The 20,170-nt window shown below is 20.9% G+C and carries 25 protein-coding genes and 1 pseudogene; 17 read left to right on the top strand and 9 right to left on the bottom strand.

The annotated features are described in order from the left end of the window. Positions 1-164 precede the first annotated feature (164 nt). The 6 genes from cyoE (at position 165) to ONB71_RS02410 (ending at position 4,277) form a co-directional block, all read left to right on the top strand. A complete protein-coding gene (gene cyoE / locus ONB71_RS01280; RefSeq protein WP_274360361.1) occupies positions 165-1,025 on the top strand; it encodes a heme o synthase in 861 nt (286 codons plus the stop codon). Positions 1,026-1,091: 66 nt separating this feature from the next. Then, positions 1,092-2,447: an MFS transporter gene (locus ONB71_RS01275; protein WP_274360360.1), complete on the top strand. Its 1,356-nt coding sequence runs from the start codon at positions 1,092-1,094 to the stop codon at positions 2,445-2,447. 95 nt (positions 2,448-2,542) lie between these two features. Beyond that, positions 2,543-2,695, top strand: a complete 153-nt coding sequence (locus ONB71_RS02425; protein WP_320414805.1) for a 1-deoxy-D-xylulose-5-phosphate synthase N-terminal domain-containing protein — start codon at positions 2,543-2,545, stop codon at positions 2,693-2,695. Next, positions 2,683-2,886, top strand: a complete 204-nt coding sequence (locus ONB71_RS02420) for a 1-deoxy-D-xylulose-5-phosphate synthase N-terminal domain-containing protein (RefSeq protein ID WP_320414808.1) — start codon at positions 2,683-2,685, stop codon at positions 2,884-2,886. Before ONB71_RS02425 ends, ONB71_RS02420 begins: the two co-directional genes overlap by 13 nt. Positions 2,887-2,915: 29 nt before the next feature. Further along, the gene (locus ONB71_RS02415) at positions 2,916-3,248 is read left to right on the top strand and encodes a 1-deoxy-D-xylulose-5-phosphate synthase N-terminal domain-containing protein (RefSeq protein WP_320414804.1); all 333 of its coding nucleotides are present in this window, start codon (positions 2,916-2,918) and stop codon (positions 3,246-3,248) included. A gap of 615 nt (positions 3,249-3,863) precedes the next feature. Further along, positions 3,864-4,277 carry a transketolase C-terminal domain-containing protein gene (locus tag ONB71_RS02410; RefSeq protein WP_320414803.1) on the top strand — a complete coding sequence of 138 codons (414 nt, stop codon included), beginning with the start codon at positions 3,864-3,866 and terminating at the stop codon, positions 4,275-4,277. Here ONB71_RS02410 and ONB71_RS01265 read toward each other — a convergent pair. From ONB71_RS01265 to gpmA, 5 genes and pseudogenes are all read right to left on the bottom strand, one after another. Further along, a pseudogene (locus tag ONB71_RS01265) lies at positions 4,274-4,659 on the bottom strand (phosphatidylglycerophosphatase A family protein). The gene ONB71_RS02410 and the pseudogene ONB71_RS01265 overlap by 4 nt on opposite strands. Before the next feature lie 183 nt (positions 4,660-4,842). Then, positions 4,843-5,256 (bottom strand): transcription antitermination factor NusB, encoded by a 414-nt coding sequence (gene nusB / locus ONB71_RS01260; protein WP_274360359.1) that lies wholly within the window; start codon positions 5,254-5,256, stop codon positions 4,843-4,845. 7 nt (positions 5,257-5,263) lie between these two features. Continuing rightward, the gene (ribH, locus tag ONB71_RS01255; protein ID WP_274360358.1) at positions 5,264-5,740 is read right to left on the bottom strand and encodes a 6,7-dimethyl-8-ribityllumazine synthase; all 477 of its coding nucleotides are present in this window, start codon (positions 5,738-5,740) and stop codon (positions 5,264-5,266) included. A 37-nt stretch (positions 5,741-5,777) separates the two neighbouring features. Further along, on the bottom strand, positions 5,778-6,878 hold the full coding sequence (gene ribD / locus ONB71_RS01250; protein WP_274360357.1) for a bifunctional diaminohydroxyphosphoribosylaminopyrimidine deaminase/5-amino-6-(5-phosphoribosylamino)uracil reductase RibD: 1,101 nt from the start codon (positions 6,876-6,878) through the stop codon (positions 5,778-5,780). A 63-nt stretch (positions 6,879-6,941) separates the two neighbouring features. Next, positions 6,942-7,640: a 2,3-diphosphoglycerate-dependent phosphoglycerate mutase gene (gene gpmA, locus ONB71_RS01245; protein WP_274360356.1), complete on the bottom strand. Its 699-nt coding sequence runs from the start codon at positions 7,638-7,640 to the stop codon at positions 6,942-6,944. A 129-nt stretch (positions 7,641-7,769) separates the two neighbouring features. On the opposite strand from gpmA, the gene rpiA reads away from it, so the two are divergent. The 4 genes from rpiA to rpsI all read left to right on the top strand — a co-directional run bounded on the left by rpiA (position 7,770) and on the right by rpsI (position 9,914). After that, entirely contained in the window at positions 7,770-8,429 is a 660-nt protein-coding gene (gene rpiA, locus ONB71_RS01240) for a ribose-5-phosphate isomerase RpiA (RefSeq protein WP_274360355.1), read from the top strand. Between the two features lie 109 nt (positions 8,430-8,538). Continuing rightward, the gene (locus ONB71_RS01235) at positions 8,539-8,898 is read left to right on the top strand and encodes a ZapG family protein (RefSeq protein WP_274360354.1); all 360 of its coding nucleotides are present in this window, start codon (positions 8,539-8,541) and stop codon (positions 8,896-8,898) included. Between the two features lie 179 nt (positions 8,899-9,077). Next, positions 9,078-9,506: a 50S ribosomal protein L13 gene (gene rplM, locus ONB71_RS01230; protein ID WP_274360352.1), complete on the top strand. Its 429-nt coding sequence runs from the start codon at positions 9,078-9,080 to the stop codon at positions 9,504-9,506. 15 nt (positions 9,507-9,521) lie between these two features. Continuing rightward, the gene (rpsI, locus tag ONB71_RS01225; RefSeq protein WP_274360351.1) at positions 9,522-9,914 is read left to right on the top strand and encodes a 30S ribosomal protein S9; all 393 of its coding nucleotides are present in this window, start codon (positions 9,522-9,524) and stop codon (positions 9,912-9,914) included. Positions 9,915-9,930: 16 nt separating this feature from the next. Here rpsI and ONB71_RS01220 read toward each other — a convergent pair whose 3' ends face one another. Both ONB71_RS01220 and kdsC read right to left on the bottom strand, forming a co-directional pair. After that, on the bottom strand, positions 9,931-10,392 hold the full coding sequence (locus tag ONB71_RS01220) for a RapZ C-terminal domain-containing protein (RefSeq protein ID WP_274360350.1): 462 nt from the start codon (positions 10,390-10,392) through the stop codon (positions 9,931-9,933). Between the two features lie 195 nt (positions 10,393-10,587). Beyond that, positions 10,588-11,133 (bottom strand): 3-deoxy-manno-octulosonate-8-phosphatase KdsC, encoded by a 546-nt coding sequence (kdsC, locus tag ONB71_RS01215; RefSeq protein ID WP_274360349.1) that lies wholly within the window; start codon positions 11,131-11,133, stop codon positions 10,588-10,590. A gap of 247 nt (positions 11,134-11,380) precedes the next feature. Here kdsC and ONB71_RS01210 point away from each other — a divergent pair, with 247 nt between their 5' ends. From ONB71_RS01210 to htpG, 7 genes are all read left to right on the top strand, one after another. Further along, entirely contained in the window at positions 11,381-11,623 is a 243-nt protein-coding gene (locus tag ONB71_RS01210; RefSeq protein ID WP_274360348.1) for a BolA family protein, read from the top strand. A 78-nt stretch (positions 11,624-11,701) separates the two neighbouring features. Then, the gene (gene murA, locus ONB71_RS01205; protein ID WP_274360764.1) at positions 11,702-12,952 is read left to right on the top strand and encodes a UDP-N-acetylglucosamine 1-carboxyvinyltransferase; all 1,251 of its coding nucleotides are present in this window, start codon (positions 11,702-11,704) and stop codon (positions 12,950-12,952) included. 125 nt (positions 12,953-13,077) lie between these two features. After that, positions 13,078-13,392, top strand: a complete 315-nt coding sequence (gene rplU, locus ONB71_RS01200; protein WP_274360763.1) for a 50S ribosomal protein L21 — start codon at positions 13,078-13,080, stop codon at positions 13,390-13,392. Positions 13,393-13,430: 38 nt separating this feature from the next. Next, the gene (gene rpmA / locus ONB71_RS01195) at positions 13,431-13,685 is read left to right on the top strand and encodes a 50S ribosomal protein L27 (RefSeq protein WP_274360762.1); all 255 of its coding nucleotides are present in this window, start codon (positions 13,431-13,433) and stop codon (positions 13,683-13,685) included. A gap of 57 nt (positions 13,686-13,742) precedes the next feature. Beyond that, the gene (gene cgtA / locus ONB71_RS01190; protein ID WP_274360761.1) at positions 13,743-14,777 is read left to right on the top strand and encodes an Obg family GTPase CgtA; all 1,035 of its coding nucleotides are present in this window, start codon (positions 13,743-13,745) and stop codon (positions 14,775-14,777) included. A gap of 36 nt (positions 14,778-14,813) precedes the next feature. Continuing rightward, positions 14,814-15,896: a DNA polymerase III subunit gamma/tau gene (dnaX, locus tag ONB71_RS01185; RefSeq protein ID WP_274360760.1), complete on the top strand. Its 1,083-nt coding sequence runs from the start codon at positions 14,814-14,816 to the stop codon at positions 15,894-15,896. Between the two features lie 209 nt (positions 15,897-16,105). Then, positions 16,106-17,977 (top strand): molecular chaperone HtpG, encoded by a 1,872-nt coding sequence (gene htpG / locus ONB71_RS01180; protein ID WP_416053558.1) that lies wholly within the window; start codon positions 16,106-16,108, stop codon positions 17,975-17,977. A gap of 44 nt (positions 17,978-18,021) precedes the next feature. Here htpG and ONB71_RS01175 read toward each other — a convergent pair whose 3' ends face one another. Both ONB71_RS01175 and zwf read right to left on the bottom strand, forming a co-directional pair. Continuing rightward, the gene (locus ONB71_RS01175; RefSeq protein ID WP_274360759.1) at positions 18,022-18,663 is read right to left on the bottom strand and encodes an adenylate kinase family protein; all 642 of its coding nucleotides are present in this window, start codon (positions 18,661-18,663) and stop codon (positions 18,022-18,024) included. Then, positions 18,663-20,156, bottom strand: a complete 1,494-nt coding sequence (zwf, locus tag ONB71_RS01170; protein ID WP_274360758.1) for a glucose-6-phosphate dehydrogenase — start codon at positions 20,154-20,156, stop codon at positions 18,663-18,665. Before zwf ends, ONB71_RS01175 begins: the two co-directional genes overlap by 1 nt. Positions 20,157-20,170 lie beyond the last annotated feature (14 nt).

Genomic DNA, 20,170 nt, shown 5'->3' with positions numbered 1-20,170 from the left:
ATTTATTATGTTTTTTGCATTTTTATGATTTTTTAAAATGGTATTTAAATATTATTTCTATGATTTTTGTTTTTTTTATCATTTTAATTATTATTCTGGGCTCTAAATGGATATTATTCCATTTACAGTATAAATAATTTTTTTTTGTGTATTATAATTAAATAATGTTTATTAAATATTTTAATCTTATTAAACCTAGAATTGTTATTGGAAATTTAATTTCTTGTTTAGGAAGTTTTTTATTAGCTTCTAAGGGTAATATAAATTACTTACTTTTATTTAATACTTTGATAGGTATGTTTGCAGTGTTATCTTCTTCTTGCATGTTAAACAATTTAATTGATTGTGATATAGATTGTAAAATGCAAAGAACTAAGAATAGAATTTATATTTTAAATTCTATCACTTTTTATTTAGTATTTTTTATTGCTTTATTTTTTGGTTTTTTGGGTTTTATATTTTTATACAAATTTTGTAATATGTTTATTTCTATTTTATCTTTGATAGGATTTTTAATTTATGTAATTTTATACAGTTTGATCATGAAAAGATATTTTATACATAGTATATTAATAGGAAGTTTATCTGGTTCTATTCCACCAATTATAGGTTATTGTTCTGTTACTAATAATTTTGATTATTGTGCTTTTATTTTATTTATTATGTACATTTTTTGGCAAATTCCTCATTCTTATTCTAGTATGATATATAATATATGTGATTATAGAAAAATAGATATTAAAATATTGCCCATTGTTAAAGGTATTTTATTAACTAAAAAATATATTATTTTTTATATAATTATTTTTTCTTTATCTTCTTTATTTTTGTATTTTTTTAATTATGTTAATTATAAATATTTAATTGTTATATCTTGTGCTGATTTTTTTTGGTTTTTTATATCATGTATAGGTTTTATTTATTTAAATAATGATAGAATTTGGTCTAGATGTGTATATTTATATTCTTTATTAATTGTAGTTTTAATTAATTTTATGATATCTATTGATTATGTTATTTATTAAGTATATTTTTATATATATTTTTAGTTTTTATTTTTTTAAATCTTAATTTTTAATTTATGTAATATTATGAATACTATTGAATATCGTGCATTATTTGGTTTAATATCTATTTTATTTTTAAGAGTTTTTGGTTTATTCATGTTGTTGCCAGTTATTACAATTCATGGTATTGAAATACATTATGCTACTAATAAATTAGTTGGTATTGCTGTAGGTATTTATGGTTTAATACAGAGTATTTTTCAAATACCTTTTAGTTTCTTATCTGATAAATATGGGCATAAAAAATTTATTATTATAGGTCTAATTATTTTTGTTATTGGTAATTTAATTGCATGTTATAAAAATTCTATTTGGAATATAATTATTGGTAGAGCAATACAAGGATTAGGAGCAATAACTTCACCATCAATGGCTCTTTTATCAGATTTATTAGATGAAAAAAATCGTATGAAATCTTTAGGATTTATGGGTGTTATTTTTGGTTTAGGTTTTTCTATTTCTATGTTTTTAGGTCCTTTTATTGCTAATTTATTTGGTATTCAAAGTTTATTTATTATAGCATCATTTTTAGGATTATTAGGTATTTTAATTGCTATTTTTATAGTACCTTGCCCTAATAATCATATTTTAAATAGAGATGTATCTATTGTTAAAACTGGCATATATAAAATTTTTTTTAATCTAAATTTATTTAGATTAAATTTTAGTATTTTTTGTTTACATATAATTCTTATGTTTAATTTTATCACATTTCCTATATTATTAAACAATTTTAAATTCTTAAAATCTAATTATTGGAAATTATATTTTTTTATGGTAATTATTTCTTTTATTTGTTCAGTTCCTGTTATTATATATTTGAAATTTAAACGTCATATTAAAATATTTTTTAAAATTACTATAATAATGTTATTTATAGCTGAATTTTTACTTTATTTATCGATTAATAATTTTATATTATCTTTATTTGGCATGCAGTTATTTTTTATATTTTTTAATATTAAAGAATTTTTATTACCTTTTTTGTTGTCTTATTTTTCACCTATTGGATACAGAGGTACTGCTATAGGTATTTTTTCTACTTATCAATTTTTTGGTTCTTTTCTAGGTAGTTTTATTAGTGGAATTATATTAAATAATTTTAATTTAAAAATAGTTTTTCTTATTTCTTGTATATTGATAATTATTTGGTTTTTATTAATATTAAATATTAAGGAACCAATATTTTATACTAATGTACGTTTTGTATTAAACAAAAATATTTTGAATAGTAGATCCCTTATTGATTTTTTGATTAATCAACCTGGTATTATAGAAGTATTATTCTTTAAAAAAGAAAATACAATTCATTTTAAAATAGATGATAAAATAATTAATAAAATATTGTTAAAAAAAATAATTATTAATTATTTAAAATAATATTTTTAATAAATTAAATATGAATATCAATAATATTAAATATCTAATTTTATCAACTATTAATTCAATAGAAAAATTACGTTTTTTGTCAAAAGATGAAAATATTAATTTTGTGTAATGAATTACGTTTTTATTTATTGCATAGTGTAAGTTTATCTGTAGGACATTTATCTTCTGGACTAGGTGTTATTAAATTAATTGTTGTTTTACATTATAAACTCTTTTTGATAAAGTTATTTGGGATATAGGTCATCAAACTTATCCTTATAAAATATTAACTGGAAGATTTAATAAAATATATACAATAAGAAAAATAGATGGTCTTAATACATTTACTTGTAGAGAAGAAAGTGAATTTGATGTATTTACTGTTGGTCATTTTTCTACATCTATTAGTGCAGTATTGGGTATGGTTATATTTTTTAAAAGGGAAAAATAAAATAAAGGGGGTTGTTTCTATAATAGGCGATGGTGCCTATTACAACAGGTATAGCATATGAAGTTATTAATCATACAGGTGATGTTGACAATAATTTATTAATCATAATTAATAATAATAATATGTTTATTTTTAAAAATGTGGGATCTATAAATAGATATTTATCTAAAATAATTTTTAATAAAGATTATATTAGAAATGATAATTATCATATTTTTTTAAATAAAATTTATATATGTAAAAAGTTTTTTGAAAAATTAGGTTTTTCATATATTAATTCCATAAATGGACATGATGTTTTATTGTTAATAAAAATATTAAGGATAAGTCAGTACCTAAGATATTATATTTACATACTATAAAAGGTAAAGGTTATTTTTTAGCTAAAAATGATCCTATTAAATGGCATTTAGTTCCAAAATTTAACTTTAATAAAGGTAAGTTTTATAAAATTAATAATTCTTCAATTAATTATTCTGATATTTTAGGGGATTTTTTATGTAATATCGCTAAAAAAGACAAAAAATTGATGGTTATCACACCTGCTATGATTGAAGGATAAGGTTTAAATAAATTTGTTAAAGATTACCTAATTAATATTTTGATGTTGGTATAGCAGAACAACATAGTATCATTTTTGTTGCTGGATTATCTGTAGTTGGTTATAAGGTTATAGTAGTAATATACTCTATTTTTTTTACAACGTACTTATGATCAAATAATTCATGATATAACTTTACAAAATATTATTATAATATTAGCGATTTAATCGTGTCGTAATAGTGGGTGAGGATGGTAAAATACATCAGTGAATTTTTTATATTTTATATTTACATTGTATTACTAATATGATAATCATGACTACAAGTGATGCAAATGAGTTTAGTAGTATGTTATTTACTGCATATAAATATTCTCTGGTATCCTGTGTAATTCGTTATCTTAAGGGTATAGTTATTAATGTAAATTTAAAATAAATGTCCTTAATAACTATAGGAAAAGGTGTAATTTTAAGATGTGGTAAGGATTTGGTAATTTTAAATTTTGGTATATTATTATTTGATATATATAAAATTGTAAAAATTTTTAATACTACTTTGGTAGATATGAGGTTTATACAACCTCTAGATGATGATTTAATTATTAAATTATCTGAACATCATAAATATTTTGTTATTATAGAGAAAGGTATTATTAAAGGAGGAGCTGGTAGTGGTGTTAATGAGTTGTTTTTGAATAAAAACATATTAATTATAATTTTAAATATTGGTTTGCCTGATATGTTTATTCCTTCAGGTAATAAAGATGAAATATGTTGTGAATATAAATTAGATTATTATGGTATTAAAGAACAAATTTTAACTTGGTTGAGTACTTTATTTGCATATTAATTTTTTATTAAAGATATTAACATACCAGTTATTATACTAGATATTATATCATCTAACATTATTCCAAATCCTCCTGATAAGTGACGATGTATTTTTATTATTGGCCATGGTTTTGTAATATCTATTGTACGAAACAAGATAATTATTATAAAAATTTTTGATTTATCATTAATAATTGTTAATGATAACCACATTCCTGTAAATTCATCCCATACTATACTTTTATGATCTTTTTTCCTATTTTTTTTTCTCCTATTTTACATATATATATTCCAACTGTAATATTTATAATTGCAATTAAATAAATAATTTTAATTTTAAAAAAAAAATTTACTATAGACCATAATGGTATTGTTAGTAAAGAGATCAATGTACCAGGCATAATTGGTATTAATCCTATACCACCGCCTATTGCTAGTATATATGCTAAATTATTTATTTTTTTCATTATTTTATTTTATTTATATAAAATATATTTAATTTTTTAGTTAATAAATTTAATTTTAAAAAACAATATTTTTTTACATTTTTAAACTACTTTTTTCAATTTTATTAAAATACATTTTTAATTCTTTAATTTCATTTTAACAACTATTTTATCCAATACTCCATTTATAAATTTATAGCTATTTTTTGATCCAAATATTTTAGCTAATTCAATACCTTCATCTATTATTATTTTATAAGGAATTTCGTTACAATTTTTTAATTCATATAATGAAATTCTTAATACTGTTTTTTCTATTAAAGATAATGTATTTATTTTTCTTAAGATGTATAATTTTATAATTTCATCTAATTCTTTTACTATATTTGTTACTCCATTAAATATTTTTTTAAAATAAATTATATCTATTTTATTATTTTTTTTTTTTAAAAAATGATGTTCAATATCATTAATGTTATTGTTTGATATTTGCCAACTATATAATGCTTGTACAGCTCTTTTTCTTGCTGATTTACGATATAAAATATTCACTTGATTTTCATTTTTGAGAGTTTATTTTTTTTATTATATTTATCATTTCTAATGTGGTTAATGCTGCTTCACATCCCTTATTACCAAATTTCATACCTGATCTGTTTATAGCTTGTTCTATATTATTTGCGGTTATTACACCAATAATAATTGGTATGTTGTGAGTTATACTGATATTTGCTATTTCTTTATTAACTATACTAGAAATACTTTTAAAATGTAATGTTTCTCCTTTAATTATTGTTCCTAATGTTATTATTGCATGATATTTTTTATTTTTTGCAATTATTTTGCAGGTTATAGGCAATTCACAAGCTCCTGGTACCCAGATTACTGTTATATTTTTGTCTTGTATTTCACCTATTCTTTTTAAAACATCTATTGCACTTTCTAATATATTTTTATTTGTAAACTCATTAAATCTTGATATTATTATTGCTATTTTTGCATATGATGCTGTTAATGGTACTTTTATAATATTCATAGTTTTTTTTAATTTTAAAATGTATATTTTATTAAAGTTAATATTTTGGTGTTAATATCATTCTTAAATCTGATCCTATATATTTTACGTTATCAAATTTAAATTTATATCCTTCAGATATCGTTCTTATTTCAGGTATTATAAATGAACTTTTTGATAAATTACCCAAAATTTTAGGAGCTACATATAATATTAATTCGTCGACTAGTTTTAATTTTATTAAAGATCCAGCTAATAATGCTCCTGATTCAACCCATAAATTATTTATATTTGTTTTTCCAAACATATACATTAATTTTACTAAATCTATAATTTTATTATTTGAATTTAAAATTATTTGTTTTACATGTTTTGGCCAAATATTATTATCTTTTTTTAAACGTATTAACCAAATTTCACTTTTATAATTAAATAAATTATACATAGGTGTAATACGATTTTTACTGTCTATTATAATTCTTAATGGTTGTGGAATATTAATTTTAATGTGTTTATTAGTAGAAATCAATATTTTTTTATTACTAAATTTTTCTTTTTTAATTACTAATTTAGAATTATCTGATAGTATTGTTTTACTTGTACTTAATATAGCATCATTTAACATTCTAAAATTTTGAACATCATTACGAGATGTTACAGATGTTATCCATTTGCTTTTACCATTAGCTAATGCTGTTTTACCATCTATAGATGTTGCTAATTTCAACTGTACAAATGGCATTCCTTTTTTCATTCTTTTAAAAAATCCTTTATTTATTTTTTTTGCTTTTTCTTCTAGCAATCCTGTTTCTACAATAACACCATTTTTTTTTAATTCTAATATACCTCTTCCTGATATCTTAGGATTAGGATCCAATGTTGGAATAATAACTTTTTTTATACCGGCCTTTATTAATTCTTTACAGCATGGTGGTGTTTTCCCGTAGTGATTGCATGGTTCCATGGTAATATAAGCGGTAGCTCCATTTGATTTATATCCTGCCATTTTTAATGCATTTATTTCAGCATGATTACTACCTGCTTTAACATGCCATCCTTCTCCTACAATATTATTATTTTTTACAATTACACATCCTACATTTGGATTAGGCGAAGTTGTATATTTACCAAGACAAGCTAATTTTATAGCATGATTCATATAATATTTTTTGTACATTTCTATTTGTTAATAATTTTTCAAAATTTTAATATTATTTTTTGTTTATTTTAAATAATAATTTTTTATTAATTTATTTTTGTTAGAAAATTCGTAAATCATGGGAATACCGGTTGGTATATTTAATTTGCTGATTTGATTTTCATTTAAATTACTAATATATTTTATTAAACCCCTTAAGGAATTACCATGTGCTACAATAATAATACGCCTATTTTTTTTTAATTGATTTATAATATTTTTTTCCCAGTATGGAATTATTCTTTTTATTGTGGAAGATAAATTTTCACCATTAGGTATATATTTCTCTTTTAATTTTTTATATCTAATATCATTGATTAAAAATCTTTTATCTTTTTCATCCATTTTTGGCGGTGATACATTAAGTGATCTTCTCCATAAATTTACTTGTTTAATTCCATATTTTTCTTTTATTTTATCTTTGTTCATACCTTCTAGATTTCCATAGTGTCTTTCATTCAATCTCCATGTTTTATATACAGGTAACCATACCTGGTTAAGTGTTTTTAATATTATCCATAATGTATGTATTGCTCTAGTTAACATTGAAGTATATGCTATATCTAAAAAATATTTTTTTTTTTTTAATAAATTTCCAGCCTTTTTTGCTTCAATAATTCCATTTTTTGATAAATCAATATCCTGCCATCCAGTAAATTTATTTTCTTTATTCCATATACTTTCTCCATGTCTTATAAGTATTATTTCTTTATTTTTTTTCATAAATTTTACTTTTTTTATTTTTTTATATATTATTATATTTTTTAATAAACTTGTCAATCAATTGTAAATTTGTGTTAAAATTTTGGATTCAGTAAATATTTTTTTATTTTATAGATGTAATATTATTCTATGAATCAAAATGAATTGAAGAAAAAAGTTGCTTGGTATGTACTAAAATATATACCGTTTAATACTATTATTGGTATAGGTACAGGTAGTACTGTTTCTTATTTTATTGATGCTCTTAGTACTATAAAACATTTAGTTAAAGGTGTAGTTTCTAGTTCTTATTCTTCAACTTTAAAATTAAAAAATTTGGGTTTTTCAATTTATGATCTAAATAGTGTAAATAATATTTTGGTATATGTTGATGGAGCAGATGAAATAAATCATCAATTACAGATGATTAAAGGTGGAGGAGCTGCATTAACTGGAGAAAAAATTATTTCATCTGTTGCCCATAAATTTATTTGTATTGTTGATAAGTCTAAATATGTAAAACATTTAGGTGGTTTCCCCTTACCTGTAGAAGTTATACCTATAGCATGCAATTATGTTATGAATAGATTAAAGAAATTTGGTGGTATATGTAAATGTAGAAATAATGTAATTACTGAAAATGGAAATATTATTATTGATATTCATAATTTAAAAATTTATGATCCCGTTAAATTAGAAAATTTAATTAACTTAATTGATGGAGTTGTCACTGTTGGATTATTTGCAAATCGTAAAGCAGATTTGTTACTTATTGGTACTGAAAACGGTGTTAAAAAAATATGTTGTTAATATATTTTTATTGATTATTATTTTTTAATGTATATAAAATTTTATTTATTTATTAAAATTTTGGATTACTTTTTATTTTATAAAATTTTAAAATATTTTGGAGTTATGAATGTTTTTAAAGTATTGTTTTATATCTATAATTAATTTATTTGTTGGTATATGTATGGGTTTATTTATTAGTTACTTAAAAAATAAAAAAACATTAAAGATTAATCATTCATCTGATTTTTTTATTAATAATGAGATTAAATTAAATAATTATAAAAATATATTAACATATCATTTTTCTCATGCTGCTGAATTGTTAAGTAATATATCTGAAGAATATAAAAATTTATATAAGCATATGTCTCAAAGCTCAAATGATTTGTTATTTAATGATAATAAAAATAATGAATCTTTATTTAAAAATTCAATGCATAAAGATACATGGGTTAAGACACCTAGAGATTATTCTGATGATTCTTAATATTTTTAGTTTTAATAAAAAAAAATATTATTTTTTTAAATTATTTATATTTTATTATTTATCAAATTAATTTGTTTTTTTATTAATTAATTGTATCATGATTAGTTGTTATTTTGTCAATTATATTTTGTTAATTTATGAATTAAATTTAGATTTTATTTAACAGGTATTTTAAAACAATGAAAAATATAAAGATTAATGCTAATACTTTATTACCTCAATGGTTCATTATAGATGCAAGTAATAAAATTTTAGGTAGATTAGCTAGTTTTGTAGCTAATATATTGAGAGGTAAACATAAAGTTTATTTTTCTCCTCACATTGATGTTGGAGATTATGTTATTATCATAAATGCTAAAAATATAATTGTTTCTGGTATGAAATTCAAAAATAAATTATATTATTCTCATACCGGTTACATAGGTGGTATAAAATGTAAATCGTTTGAAGAATTATATAAAAAATACCCTGATCGTTTATTAAAAATTGCTGTTAAGGGTATGTTACCTAAAAATGCTTTAAATGATCGTATATTTAACAAATTGAAAGTATATGTTGATAATAAACACAAACATTTGGCTCAATGCCCAATAACTTTAAATATTTAATTGGATTGATTGAATATGTCAATAATTAAAAATTATGGTACTGGTAGACGTAAAACTTCTACAGCTCGTGTATTCCTTAGTATTGGTAGTGGTAATATTTTAATCAACAAGCGTTCTTTAGAAAAATATTTTAATTGTGGTAGTGCTAAAATGATTATTTATCAACCATTAAAATTATTAGATTTAATTAATAAGGTTGATTTATTTATTACTGTAAAAGGTGGAGGAATATCAGGGCAGGCTGGAGCAATTAGACATGGTATTTCTCGTGCATTAATTAAATATAATATATCTTATCGTTTAAATTTAAGGAAATCAGGTTTATTGACACGTGATTCTCGAAAAGTTGAACGTAAAAAAATTGGATTACGTAAAGCTCGTCGAAGTCCACAATTTTCAAAACGTTAATTTTATTAAAATAAAATTATTTTTTATTTAATAATGAATTATGTATTTTTACGATATTGTAACCCTTTTTTTTAAATAAATTACATAATTTTTCAACAATATACACTGAACGATGTTGTCCTCCTGTACAACCAAAAGAAATTATGATTAATTCATATTTATTTTTTTTTGATATATTTATAAGATAACTAATGTATTTTTTTGTTTTTTTTATAAATACATTAAATTTTTTTTGTTTTTCTATAAATTTTATTACTTCTTCATTTAATCCATTTAGTTTTTTTAATTTTTCTTCCCAATATGGATTAGGTAAAAATCTAACATCAAATAAATAATTTGTATGGGATGGAATTTCATATTTAAATCCAAAAGATTGAAAAATAATTTTTAATGTTTTATTATTAATTTTTTTTAAAACAGTATTTGAGATACAATCAATTTCTTTTTTTTTTGTATTTTTATTATTTTTTTTATTCATGTTTTATTTATTATTTTTAATATTAAAAATATTTTTTTATATTTATATTATTTTCGTTTAATTATATATTATTTAGTTAGATTAAATGATTATGTATTTTAATATTATATATTTATTTTTTTACGTTTTATATTATAATTTAACTTGATATTATTTTATATTTATAAAAAAATATTATTTTTTCTTATATTTAATTCAATTTATTTTATTTTTTGCAATTAAAATTAAATCACATATTTCTCTTACAGCACCATTACCACCTTTATTATTAGTTATATATTGTGCTTTTTTTAAAATAAAAGGGTGAGCATTAGATACAGCGACACTCAACCCTATTATACTCATAACAGGCCAATCAATTACATCATCACCTATATATGCAATTTTATTATATGATATATTTGTTTTTTTTATTAAATCTTTAAATGCTTTTATCTTATTTAGTTGACCTTGATAAAGATATTTAATCCCTAAAATTTTACATCTATCTTCTATTAATTTCGTATTTCTTCCTGTTATTACAGCAACTTTTATTGAGAAACCTAATAACATTTTTATACCGTATCCATCTCTTGCATGAAATGCATTTATTTCTCTTCCTTTTTCATCTAAAGATATTAGTCCATCAGTCATTACACCATCTATATCACATATAAGTAATTTTATTATTTTTGCTTTATTTAATATTTTTTTATTTATTTTTCCATAGTATGTTCGTTTATATTTATTTCTAAAAAACATATTTTTTTACCTCTTTTAAAAGTTTTATTTTATATAATATTAATTACTATTAATTTTATTAAATATTAGCTAATTTAGTTTTTATTATTATTTTATTTATTTTAATAATTTGATTTTTTTAATTTGTATTGTAATATATACAGTAATAGTTATAAATTAATATTTATGAATTATTTTAATTATTTTAAAATAATTAAATTAGATTTATATATAATATTATATACAATATATATTGTTTTATACCATAATGAATAATAGTAAAGTTAAATCAATAATCTTAGATAAGATATCTTTACGTGAATTACACGTTAGTGGCAATGAGTATCATATGAAGATTATAGCTGTCGGTGATATATTTATTGGTTTAACTAATGTAGAAAAACAACAAATTATATATGAACCATTAAAAGATTATATTATTAATAATACAATTCATTCAATTTCTATTGAATCTTATACATTAGAAGAATGGTCCAACCGTTCTATTTAATTAATTTTAGTAAATGCATTCTTTTATTACTGAATTAAAAAAATGTATTTTAATATTATTTTGTCGTAAATATATTATATGAATAAATTTCGTATTTTAGGACCTAAAAAATTAAAGGGGGAAATTAGGATATCAGGTTCTAAAAATTCATCTTTAGCAATAATATTTATTTCCTTATTAACTGAAAAACCTATTATATTAAAAAATGTTCCTTATATACAAGATATTGATGTTGCTGTTCAAATATTAACTAAATTAGGGGTAAAAATAAATCGTAAAAAATTTATGAATATAGATTCTTCAGGTATTTGTGATAAATTTTTTTCTTGTAAATTAATAAAATATATAAGAGCTTCTATTTGGTTATTACCTGCTATAATTATACGTTGGAGAAGTGGAAAGCTTATTTTGCCTGGTGGTTGTTCTATAGGTGATAGACCTGTTGATTTACATATTTGGGGTTTAAGAAAATTAGGTGCAAAAATAAAGTTTAATTACGATCATTTGAAAATTGATAGCGTTAATAAATTAATTGGTAATACTATTCATTTTAGTAAAATTAGTGTTGGAGCTACTATTACTGTTATGAGTGTTGCAACGCTAGCTTATGGTACAACTATTATAAAAAATGCAGCTAGAGATCCAGAAATTATAGATATTGCTAATTTCCTTAATAAACTTGGAGCTAAAATTATAAATGCAGGTAAGAATGAAATTGTTATTATAGGTGTTAAATATTTAAAAAGTTGTATTTATAATATAATGCCAGACAGAATTGAAACTGGTACTTTTTTAATAGCTGCAGCTGTATCTGGAGGGGATATATTATGTCATAATACTTGTGTTAATAACTTAAAAATAGTGTTAAAAAAATTAAAATTTACCGGGGCAAAAATTACTTTTGGGCAAGATTGGATACGATTAAATATGATTGGTAAATGTCCTAGATCTGTAAATATTAATACCGCTCCATATCCAAATTTTCCTACTGATATGCAATCACAATTTACTTTATTAAATTCTGTTTCTAAGGGTTCTAGTGTTATTACTGAAAATATTTTTGAAAATAGATTTATGCATGTTTCAGAATTTATTAAAATGGGTGCGCGTTTAAATATTAAAGATAATAAAATTATTTGTTGTGGAGTAAAAAAATTGATAGGTAGCAAGGTAAATGCTACAGATTTAAGATCATCAATTAGTTTAGTTTTAGCTGGTTGTATAGCAGATGGTATAACCGTTGTTAAAAATATACATCATATTTACAGAGGTTATGAATCTATAAAAAATAAATTGAATTCTTTAGGAGCTATTATAGAATGTATATAAAAATTAGTTTTTATATATTTTTTATGTTTATTTTAAAATTTTTGTTTATTTTTTTATTAATTTTATTATTTTATATACAAAATTTATGTTTTTAAAGAAAATATAATGGAATTTGGGAGTTTTTTATGTATGCTATCATCCAAAATAGTGGAAAACAATATAAGGTATTTGAAGGTCTTAAATTAAGAGTAGATAAGATTGAATTTCCTGTAGGAAAAAAATTTGAAATAAATAATATTTTGATGTTTGTTAATAAAAATGATACAATAATTGGTTTTCCGTATGTATCTAATGTTTTTATAAAAGCGAAGATATTATTTCATGGTAGAGATAAAAAAATAAAAATTATAAAATTTAATCGTCGTAAACATTATCGTAAGTTTAAAGGACATAGACAATATTTTACTGATATTAAAATTCTAAGTATTGTTTTATGTTAATTAATTTTTTATTAAAATGATTGTTTGGGTTATGTTTTATGGCACAAAAAAAAGCTGGTGGTTCGACTAGAAATGGTCGAGATTCTCATTCTAAAAGATTAGGTGTAAAGTGTTTTGGAGGTGCTTTTGTTTTAGTTGGATCTATCATAGTACGTCAAAGAGGCACAAAATTTCATCCTGGTAAAAATGTATCTTGTGGTAGAGATCATACTTTATTTGCTACTAAGAATGGTTATATAAAATTCGAGAAACGTGGTCTTAAGAGTAAGAATTATGTTAGTGTTATTTCTTAATTTTATAAGAAATATATTCATATTATTTAAATAAAATGTAAATTTTTGTATATTTTTATGGAATATTTGAATATGAAATTTGTTGATGAAGTTGTTATATGTGCTTCAGGAGGTAACGGTGGTAATGGATGTATTAGTTTTAAACATAATAAAAATATAAATTACCCTATTCCTGATGGTGGAGATGGTGGTAATGGTGGTAATGTATGGTTATTAGCAGATAAAAATTTAAGTAATTTAATAGATTATAAATTTAAAAAATATATAATTGCTTCTAATGGTAAAAATGGTGGAAGTAATCGTCGTTGTGGTAAAAACGGTTGTGATATTATAATAAAAGTACCAATTGGAACTTTAATAATAGATTATGATACAGGTAGTACAATAATTGATATAATTAATTATAATCAAAAAATATTATTAGTGAAAGGTGGTAAAAAGGGTCTGGGAAATATACGTTATAAGTTATTTTCAAAAAAAAAATTTAATAATAAAAATATTGGGTCTATAAGTAAAAAACAATTTTTTTTATTTAGATTAATTATTTTAGCTAATGTTGGTATGTTAGGAATGCCAAATGTTGGTAAATCTACTTTTGTTACTAAAATATCAAATGTAAAATCCAAGATTGGATTATACCCATTTACGACTATTAGACCTCATTTAGGTGTTGTTCGTTTAAACGAAAAAAATTTTTTTACTATAGTTGATATACCTGGTTTGATTAAGGGAGCATCTAAAGGTATTGGTATGGGTGTAGATTTTTTAAAACATTTAGAAAGATGTGATGTTTTATTACATATGGTTTCTTTATCTTCTATGAAAGTAAAAAATATAATAGATAATATTAATATAATTATTCATGAATTAACAAAATATAAAAATTTGTTATCTAATAAAACGTGTTGGTTATTGTTTAACAAAATGGATTTATTTGATTTGAATGAAATTAAATATACCATAAATATGATTATCAAAAAACTGCGTTGGGAAAGTAATTATTATATTATTTCTGCTATTAATAATACTGGAATTAGAAATTTGTGTTGGGATATTATGAATTTTATAAATAAAAATATTTCTAAAATTTAATTTTTATGTATTTTATAATTTTATGATTAAATTATTATGTCATTAGCTAATAAGTGGCGTCCTAAAATATTTAATGATGTAGTAGGTCAAAAATATGTATTGTTAGCTATAAAAAATAGTCTAAATTCTGGATTTATACATCATGCATGGTTATTTTCCGGTATAAGAGGTATTGGTAAAACAACCACTGCTAGATTGTTATCAAAATCTTTAAATTGTGAAATGGGTATTTCTTTTATTCCATGTAATATTTGTGATAACTGTAAAGATATAGATAATGGTCATTTTGTTGATCTATTAGAAATAGATGCTGCGTCAAAGACTAAAGTAGAAGATATGCGTGATTTATTGGATAGCACTCAATATTTACCGTTAAAAGGAAGATTTAAAATTTATCTAATTGATGAAGTACATATGTTGTCTAAACATAGTTTTAATGCTTTACTTAAAACATTAGAAGAACCACCAGAGCATATTAAATTTATATTAGTTACTACTGATTTTAGTAAAATACCTTTAACGATAATATCAAGATGCATTCAATTTAATTTAAAAAGTATAAATAAATTTGAAATAATTGAAAAATTAAAATATATTTTATTAAAAGAAAAAATAACTATTAATTTATTATCTTTAGATTTATTAGCCAATTATTCTTATGGATGTATGAGAGATGCTATTAGTTTGACTGAACAAGCATTGTTAATAGGTAATGGTCGAATTTTACCTAATATAATTATTAAAATGTTGGGTATTTTAGATAAAAAATATTATTTTTCTTTAATTAAATGTTTAGTTTTTCGTAAAATAAAAAAGATGTTGTTGTTATTAAATAAGATATCTAATTATGATATTGATTGGGATGTTTTATTAATAGAATTGTTGATTTTATTAAATAAAATTGTACTTATGAAGTATTTACCTGATATAAATAATAATTGTTCAGTTTTAGAAATAAAATTTTTTAAGGAAATATCCTTATTTGTAACAATTGAGATGATTCAATATTTTTATAAAACATTGTTAATAGGTAGAAAAGAACTATTTTTATCACCAACCTATAAAATAGGTATAGAAATGATTTTAATGAAAGCTATTTTGTATGTTTCTATAAAATAATTGTTGATATATTGGGTTTAAAATATATTGTTTTTTTTTATTTAAACACAATATATAGGTATTATTCGATTTTTCACATTTATTTTATATAAAATTTAATTGTCTGTTTTATAAAAAAAAAATTTAATTTTTATAGTTTTTAGATTTTGTATAAAATTTTTATAAATAGTTATAGTTTCTTTAAAATTTATATATTATTGAGAGCTAAAATGAATAAAATAAAATATGAAACTAAAAGTTTTAAATCTGAAACACAACAACTTTTACATTTAATGATTAATTCACTTTATTCTAATAAAGAAATTTTTGTTCGTGAGTTAATCTCTAATGCTTCTGATGCAATAGAAAAATTACGATTTCATATTTTATCTAAACCTGATTTATGTGAACATGATGATATTTTTATTATAAAAATTATTATTGATAAAGATAATGGTATTATAAAATTTATTGATAATGGAATAGGAATGAATAAAGATGAAGTTATAGGTAATTTAGGTACTATAGCTAAATCTGGTACAAAAGAATTCATTAAATTATGTAAAAATAAAGATTTTAATAAAAATAATTATATTGGTCAATTTGGAGTTGGTTTTTATTCTGCTTTTATAGTTTCTGATAAAATTATTGTACATACAAAAAGTGTATTTAATAATAATAATGGTATTTTATGGAAATCGAAAGGAAAAGGTAATTATATTATTAGTGAATGTATTAAAAATAATAGAGGAACAGAAATTAGTTTATATTTACGTGATAATGAAAAGAAATTTTTGGATTTTGATTTTGTAAAAAATATTGTTATTAAATATTCTGAACATATATCTGTTCCAGTTGAAATAAGCACTATTATTAATAATAATATTAATAAATCTGAAAAAGTAAATAAGGGTATTGCTTTTTGGGCTCGTAATAAATCTAATATCACAGATAGTGAATATAAACAATTTTATAAAAATATTACACACGATTATGAAGATCCTTTATTATGGATGCATAATCATGTGGAAGGAAATCAAGAATATATAAGTTTATTATATATATCAAAAAAATTACCTTTTGATATATGGCATAATAATAAAAGTGGTATAAAGTTATATGTTAATCGTATGTTTATAATGGATAACAATGAAGTATTTATGCCTAAATATTTAAGATTTATAAAAGGAATAGTTGATTCTAGCAATTTATCATTAAATATATCTCGTGAAGTTTTACAAGATAATCATATCGTAAAATCATTGAAAAAATCTCTTACAAGAAAAATTTTATCTAAATTAAATAATTTAGCAAATAGTGATTTAAACAAATATCAAATATTTTGGAATACGTTTGGTATTATTCTTAAAGAGGGTTTGGTTGAAGATGTAATTAATAAAGATAAAATAGCCGATTTATTGAGATTTTCTTCTAGTAAAAGTAATGTTGAAGAGCAGGTAGTTTCTTTAAAAGAATATGTTAGTAAAATGATTGACAATCAAGATAAAATTTATTATATATCATCTGATAGTTATATTACTGCTAAAAATAATCCTCATTTGGAATTTTTTAATAAAAAAAATATTGAAGTTTTATTTCTGTATGATCGTATTGATGAATGGATGATTAGTTATTTGCCTGAATATAATGATAGAAAATTACAATCAATTAATAAATTTGATGAATCATTAAATAAATTAGATGAAGTTAATATTAAAAAATTAGAAAAATATCAAAATGTATTAACTCCTGTTATTAAAAAAATAAAAAATATTTTATTTGATTATATAAAAGATGTTAGAATAACTAATCGTTTAATTAATTCGCCTTCTGTATTAGTTACTGATTCTAATGATATGAATACTCAAATGGTAAAATTATTAGCTTCTACAGGACAAAAAGTACCTGATATAAAATATATATTTGAAATTAACCCTAATCATGATTTAATAAAAAAACTGATAAATATAAAAGAAAATTCTAGATTTATAGAATTAGTTAAATTGTTATTTGATCAAGCAATGTTAATTGAATATGGTAGTTTGCGTGAACCTAGTTCTTTTATAAAACGTATTAATAATTTTTTATTAAATAAATTATAATATTAAATTGTAATTTATTTACATAAAGTAAAATTTTTATTTAATTATTTTTTTAAATTATCAAGTATTTTTGATATATTTTTGTTTATTTCTTTTATTGTTTTATTACAATTTATTTTATAAAATTTAATTTCTTTATTTATTGATTTTTTATTATAAAAATCTATTATTTGTTTTTGATTTTTTAAGTATGTTTTTATTCTTTTTTTTGCGGTTTTTATATTATCATCTGTTCTAATAATTAATTTATTTTTTGAGTTGTTTATTTTTTTTTTTATATTTTTTATATGATATATTTTTCCAGATAAATCTATTCTTCTACCTATTATTCTTTCAATTAGAGTATTATGTGGTGCTATTAGTTCTAATACACAAGTAATATTTAAGCCAATATTATCTATTGAATATGCTTGATTTATAGTTCTTGGAAATCCATCTAGTAATATTCTGTTTTTTATATTTTTTTTTAAAATATATTTTTTTATAATTTTAGTTATTAATTTATCGTTAATTAATTTACCTGAATTTATTACATTTGAAATATTTTTTCCTAAAATTGTATTTTTATTTATTTCATTTCTTAATATGTTACCTGTAGATATTATTTTTATATTATACTTTTTTGAAATAAATTTTGCTTGTGTTCCTTTTCCAACACCTGGAGCACCAAATAATACAATATTCATTACAATTCCTGATATTTTTTATTAAAATTATTCCAATTACGATTATCTTTATTTATCATTAATAATGATTGATTAGGACCCCAGCTTCCAGCTGGGTATAAATGAACTTTTTGTTTTTTTATTTTCCAAGCATCTATAATTGAATCTATCCATTTCCAAGCTTCTTCTATTTCTTCTTTTTTAACAAATAGTTTTTGTGTGCCTATCATACTTTCCAGTAATAGATATTCGTAAGAATCTGATAAATATGAATAATTGAATACTTCATTATAATTACAATTTAATTTTATTGTTTGTAATTCATTTTTATTATTCAATCCTGGGGTTTTATTTAAAATCTGTATATCTATACCTTCATTGGATTGTAGTCTTATTGTTATTTTATTTTGTGGTAATTTGATCAATGATTTCTTGAATAGATTTATTTTAGGTTTTTTAAAATAAATTACTACTTCAGAGTATTTAACTGGTAATCTTTTTCCTGTGCGTAAATAAAATGGAACACCATACCATCTCCAATTATCAATATTTGCTTTTATGCATACGAATGTTTCTGTATTACTTTTTTTATTAGCTTCATTTTCTTCTAAATATCCTGGTATATTTTTATTTTGTAAAGTATTAGATGTATATTGTCCTTTTACAGTTTTTTTTAAAACATTTTTATAATTAATTGGCCGTAAAGATTTTAAAATTGATATTTTTTTTTCTCTTAATTGATTTTCATCCAAACTTTCTGGAGGATCCATAGCTATTATTGTTAAAATCTGTAATAAATGATTTTGTACCATATCTCTCATTTGTCCAATTTTATCAAAATATTTCCATCTTCCTTCAATACCAATGCTTTCTGCTATTGTTATTTGAACATGATCAATTATTTTATTGTCCCAATTATTTATAAATAAAGTATTTGCGAATCTTAATGATAATAAATTTAGAATAGTTTCTTTTCCTAAATAATGATCTATTCTAAATATTTGTTTTTCTGTAAAATATTTTTTAATATGATTATTAATTTTTTTACATGTTATAAAAGATTTTCCAAGAGGTTTTTCTACAATTATTCTTGAATTTTTATTATTTAAATTGGAATAATTTAACCCATCACATATAATTTTAAAGGTGTTTGGAGGAGTTGCAAGATAATTGATTATTATTTTTTCTTTATTTTTTATAATATTTTTTAATTTTAAAAATTGAGATGGAATATTAATATCAATATTACAAAAATTTAGACGATGATTAAATTTTTTCCATGTAACTTTGTTGAGCTTTTTTTTATTAGAGATTTTAAGTGATTGATATACCATTTTAATGTAGTCATCTTTACTAAATTGTATTCTTCCCACACCAATTATCCTGGTATTTTTATGCAATATATTTTTTTTTTCTAATTGATATAATGATGGTAACAATTTTTTTTTTGCTAAATCACCATTAGTGCCAAATATTATTAAATTACATGCTTGTAAAATATTTTTATTTTCCATTTTTTCAAATTTAA

It is taken from the genome of Candidatus Purcelliella pentastirinorum, assembly GCF_028748785.1.
In the GTDB taxonomy this organism is placed as follows: Bacteria; Pseudomonadota; Gammaproteobacteria; order Enterobacterales; family Enterobacteriaceae; genus Purcelliella; species Purcelliella pentastirinorum_A.
This window is presented reverse-complemented; position numbering and strand designations above follow the sequence as displayed.

Excerpts from the sequence above, each read along its gene's own strand:
- ONB71_RS02410 (WP_320414803.1), top strand. The coding sequence starts at position 3,864 with ATGTCCTTAATAACTATAGGAAAAGGTGTAATTTTAAGATGTGGTAAG.
- murA (WP_274360764.1), top strand. The coding sequence starts at position 11,702 with ATGAATAAATTTCGTATTTTAGGACCTAAAAAATTAAAGGGGGAAATT.
- ribD (WP_274360357.1), bottom strand. The coding sequence starts at position 6,878 with ATGAATCATGCTATAAAATTAGCTTGTCTTGGTAAATATACAACTTCG.
- ONB71_RS02425 (WP_320414805.1), top strand. The coding sequence starts at position 2,543 with ATGAAAATATTAATTTTGTGTAATGAATTACGTTTTTATTTATTGCAT.
- ONB71_RS01220 (WP_274360350.1), bottom strand. The coding sequence starts at position 10,392 with ATGAATAAAAAAAATAATAAAAATACAAAAAAAAAAGAAATTGATTGT.
- cyoE (WP_274360361.1), top strand. The coding sequence starts at position 165 with ATGTTTATTAAATATTTTAATCTTATTAAACCTAGAATTGTTATTGGA.
- htpG (WP_416053558.1), top strand. The coding sequence starts at position 16,106 with ATGAATAAAATAAAATATGAAACTAAAAGTTTTAAATCTGAAACACAA.
- ONB71_RS01175 (WP_274360759.1), bottom strand. The coding sequence starts at position 18,663 with ATGAATATTGTATTATTTGGTGCTCCAGGTGTTGGAAAAGGAACACAA.
- rpsI (WP_274360351.1), top strand. The coding sequence starts at position 9,522 with ATGTCAATAATTAAAAATTATGGTACTGGTAGACGTAAAACTTCTACA.
- cgtA (WP_274360761.1), top strand. The coding sequence starts at position 13,743 with ATGGAATATTTGAATATGAAATTTGTTGATGAAGTTGTTATATGTGCT.
- kdsC (WP_274360349.1), bottom strand. The coding sequence starts at position 11,133 with ATGTTTTTTAGAAATAAATATAAACGAACATACTATGGAAAAATAAAT.
- ONB71_RS01275 (WP_274360360.1), top strand. The coding sequence starts at position 1,092 with ATGAATACTATTGAATATCGTGCATTATTTGGTTTAATATCTATTTTA.
- ONB71_RS02415 (WP_320414804.1), top strand. The coding sequence starts at position 2,916 with ATGGTGCCTATTACAACAGGTATAGCATATGAAGTTATTAATCATACA.
- dnaX (WP_274360760.1), top strand. The coding sequence starts at position 14,814 with ATGTCATTAGCTAATAAGTGGCGTCCTAAAATATTTAATGATGTAGTA.
- ONB71_RS01210 (WP_274360348.1), top strand. The coding sequence starts at position 11,381 with ATGAATAATAGTAAAGTTAAATCAATAATCTTAGATAAGATATCTTTA.
- ribH (WP_274360358.1), bottom strand. The coding sequence starts at position 5,740 with ATGAATATTATAAAAGTACCATTAACAGCATCATATGCAAAAATAGCA.
- rpmA (WP_274360762.1), top strand. The coding sequence starts at position 13,431 with ATGGCACAAAAAAAAGCTGGTGGTTCGACTAGAAATGGTCGAGATTCT.
- rplU (WP_274360763.1), top strand. The coding sequence starts at position 13,078 with ATGTATGCTATCATCCAAAATAGTGGAAAACAATATAAGGTATTTGAA.
- ONB71_RS01235 (WP_274360354.1), top strand. The coding sequence starts at position 8,539 with ATGTTTTTAAAGTATTGTTTTATATCTATAATTAATTTATTTGTTGGT.
- gpmA (WP_274360356.1), bottom strand. The coding sequence starts at position 7,640 with ATGAAAAAAAATAAAGAAATAATACTTATAAGACATGGAGAAAGTATA.
- rpiA (WP_274360355.1), top strand. The coding sequence starts at position 7,770 with ATGAATCAAAATGAATTGAAGAAAAAAGTTGCTTGGTATGTACTAAAA.
- zwf (WP_274360758.1), bottom strand. The coding sequence starts at position 20,156 with ATGGAAAATAAAAATATTTTACAAGCATGTAATTTAATAATATTTGGC.
- rplM (WP_274360352.1), top strand. The coding sequence starts at position 9,078 with ATGAAAAATATAAAGATTAATGCTAATACTTTATTACCTCAATGGTTC.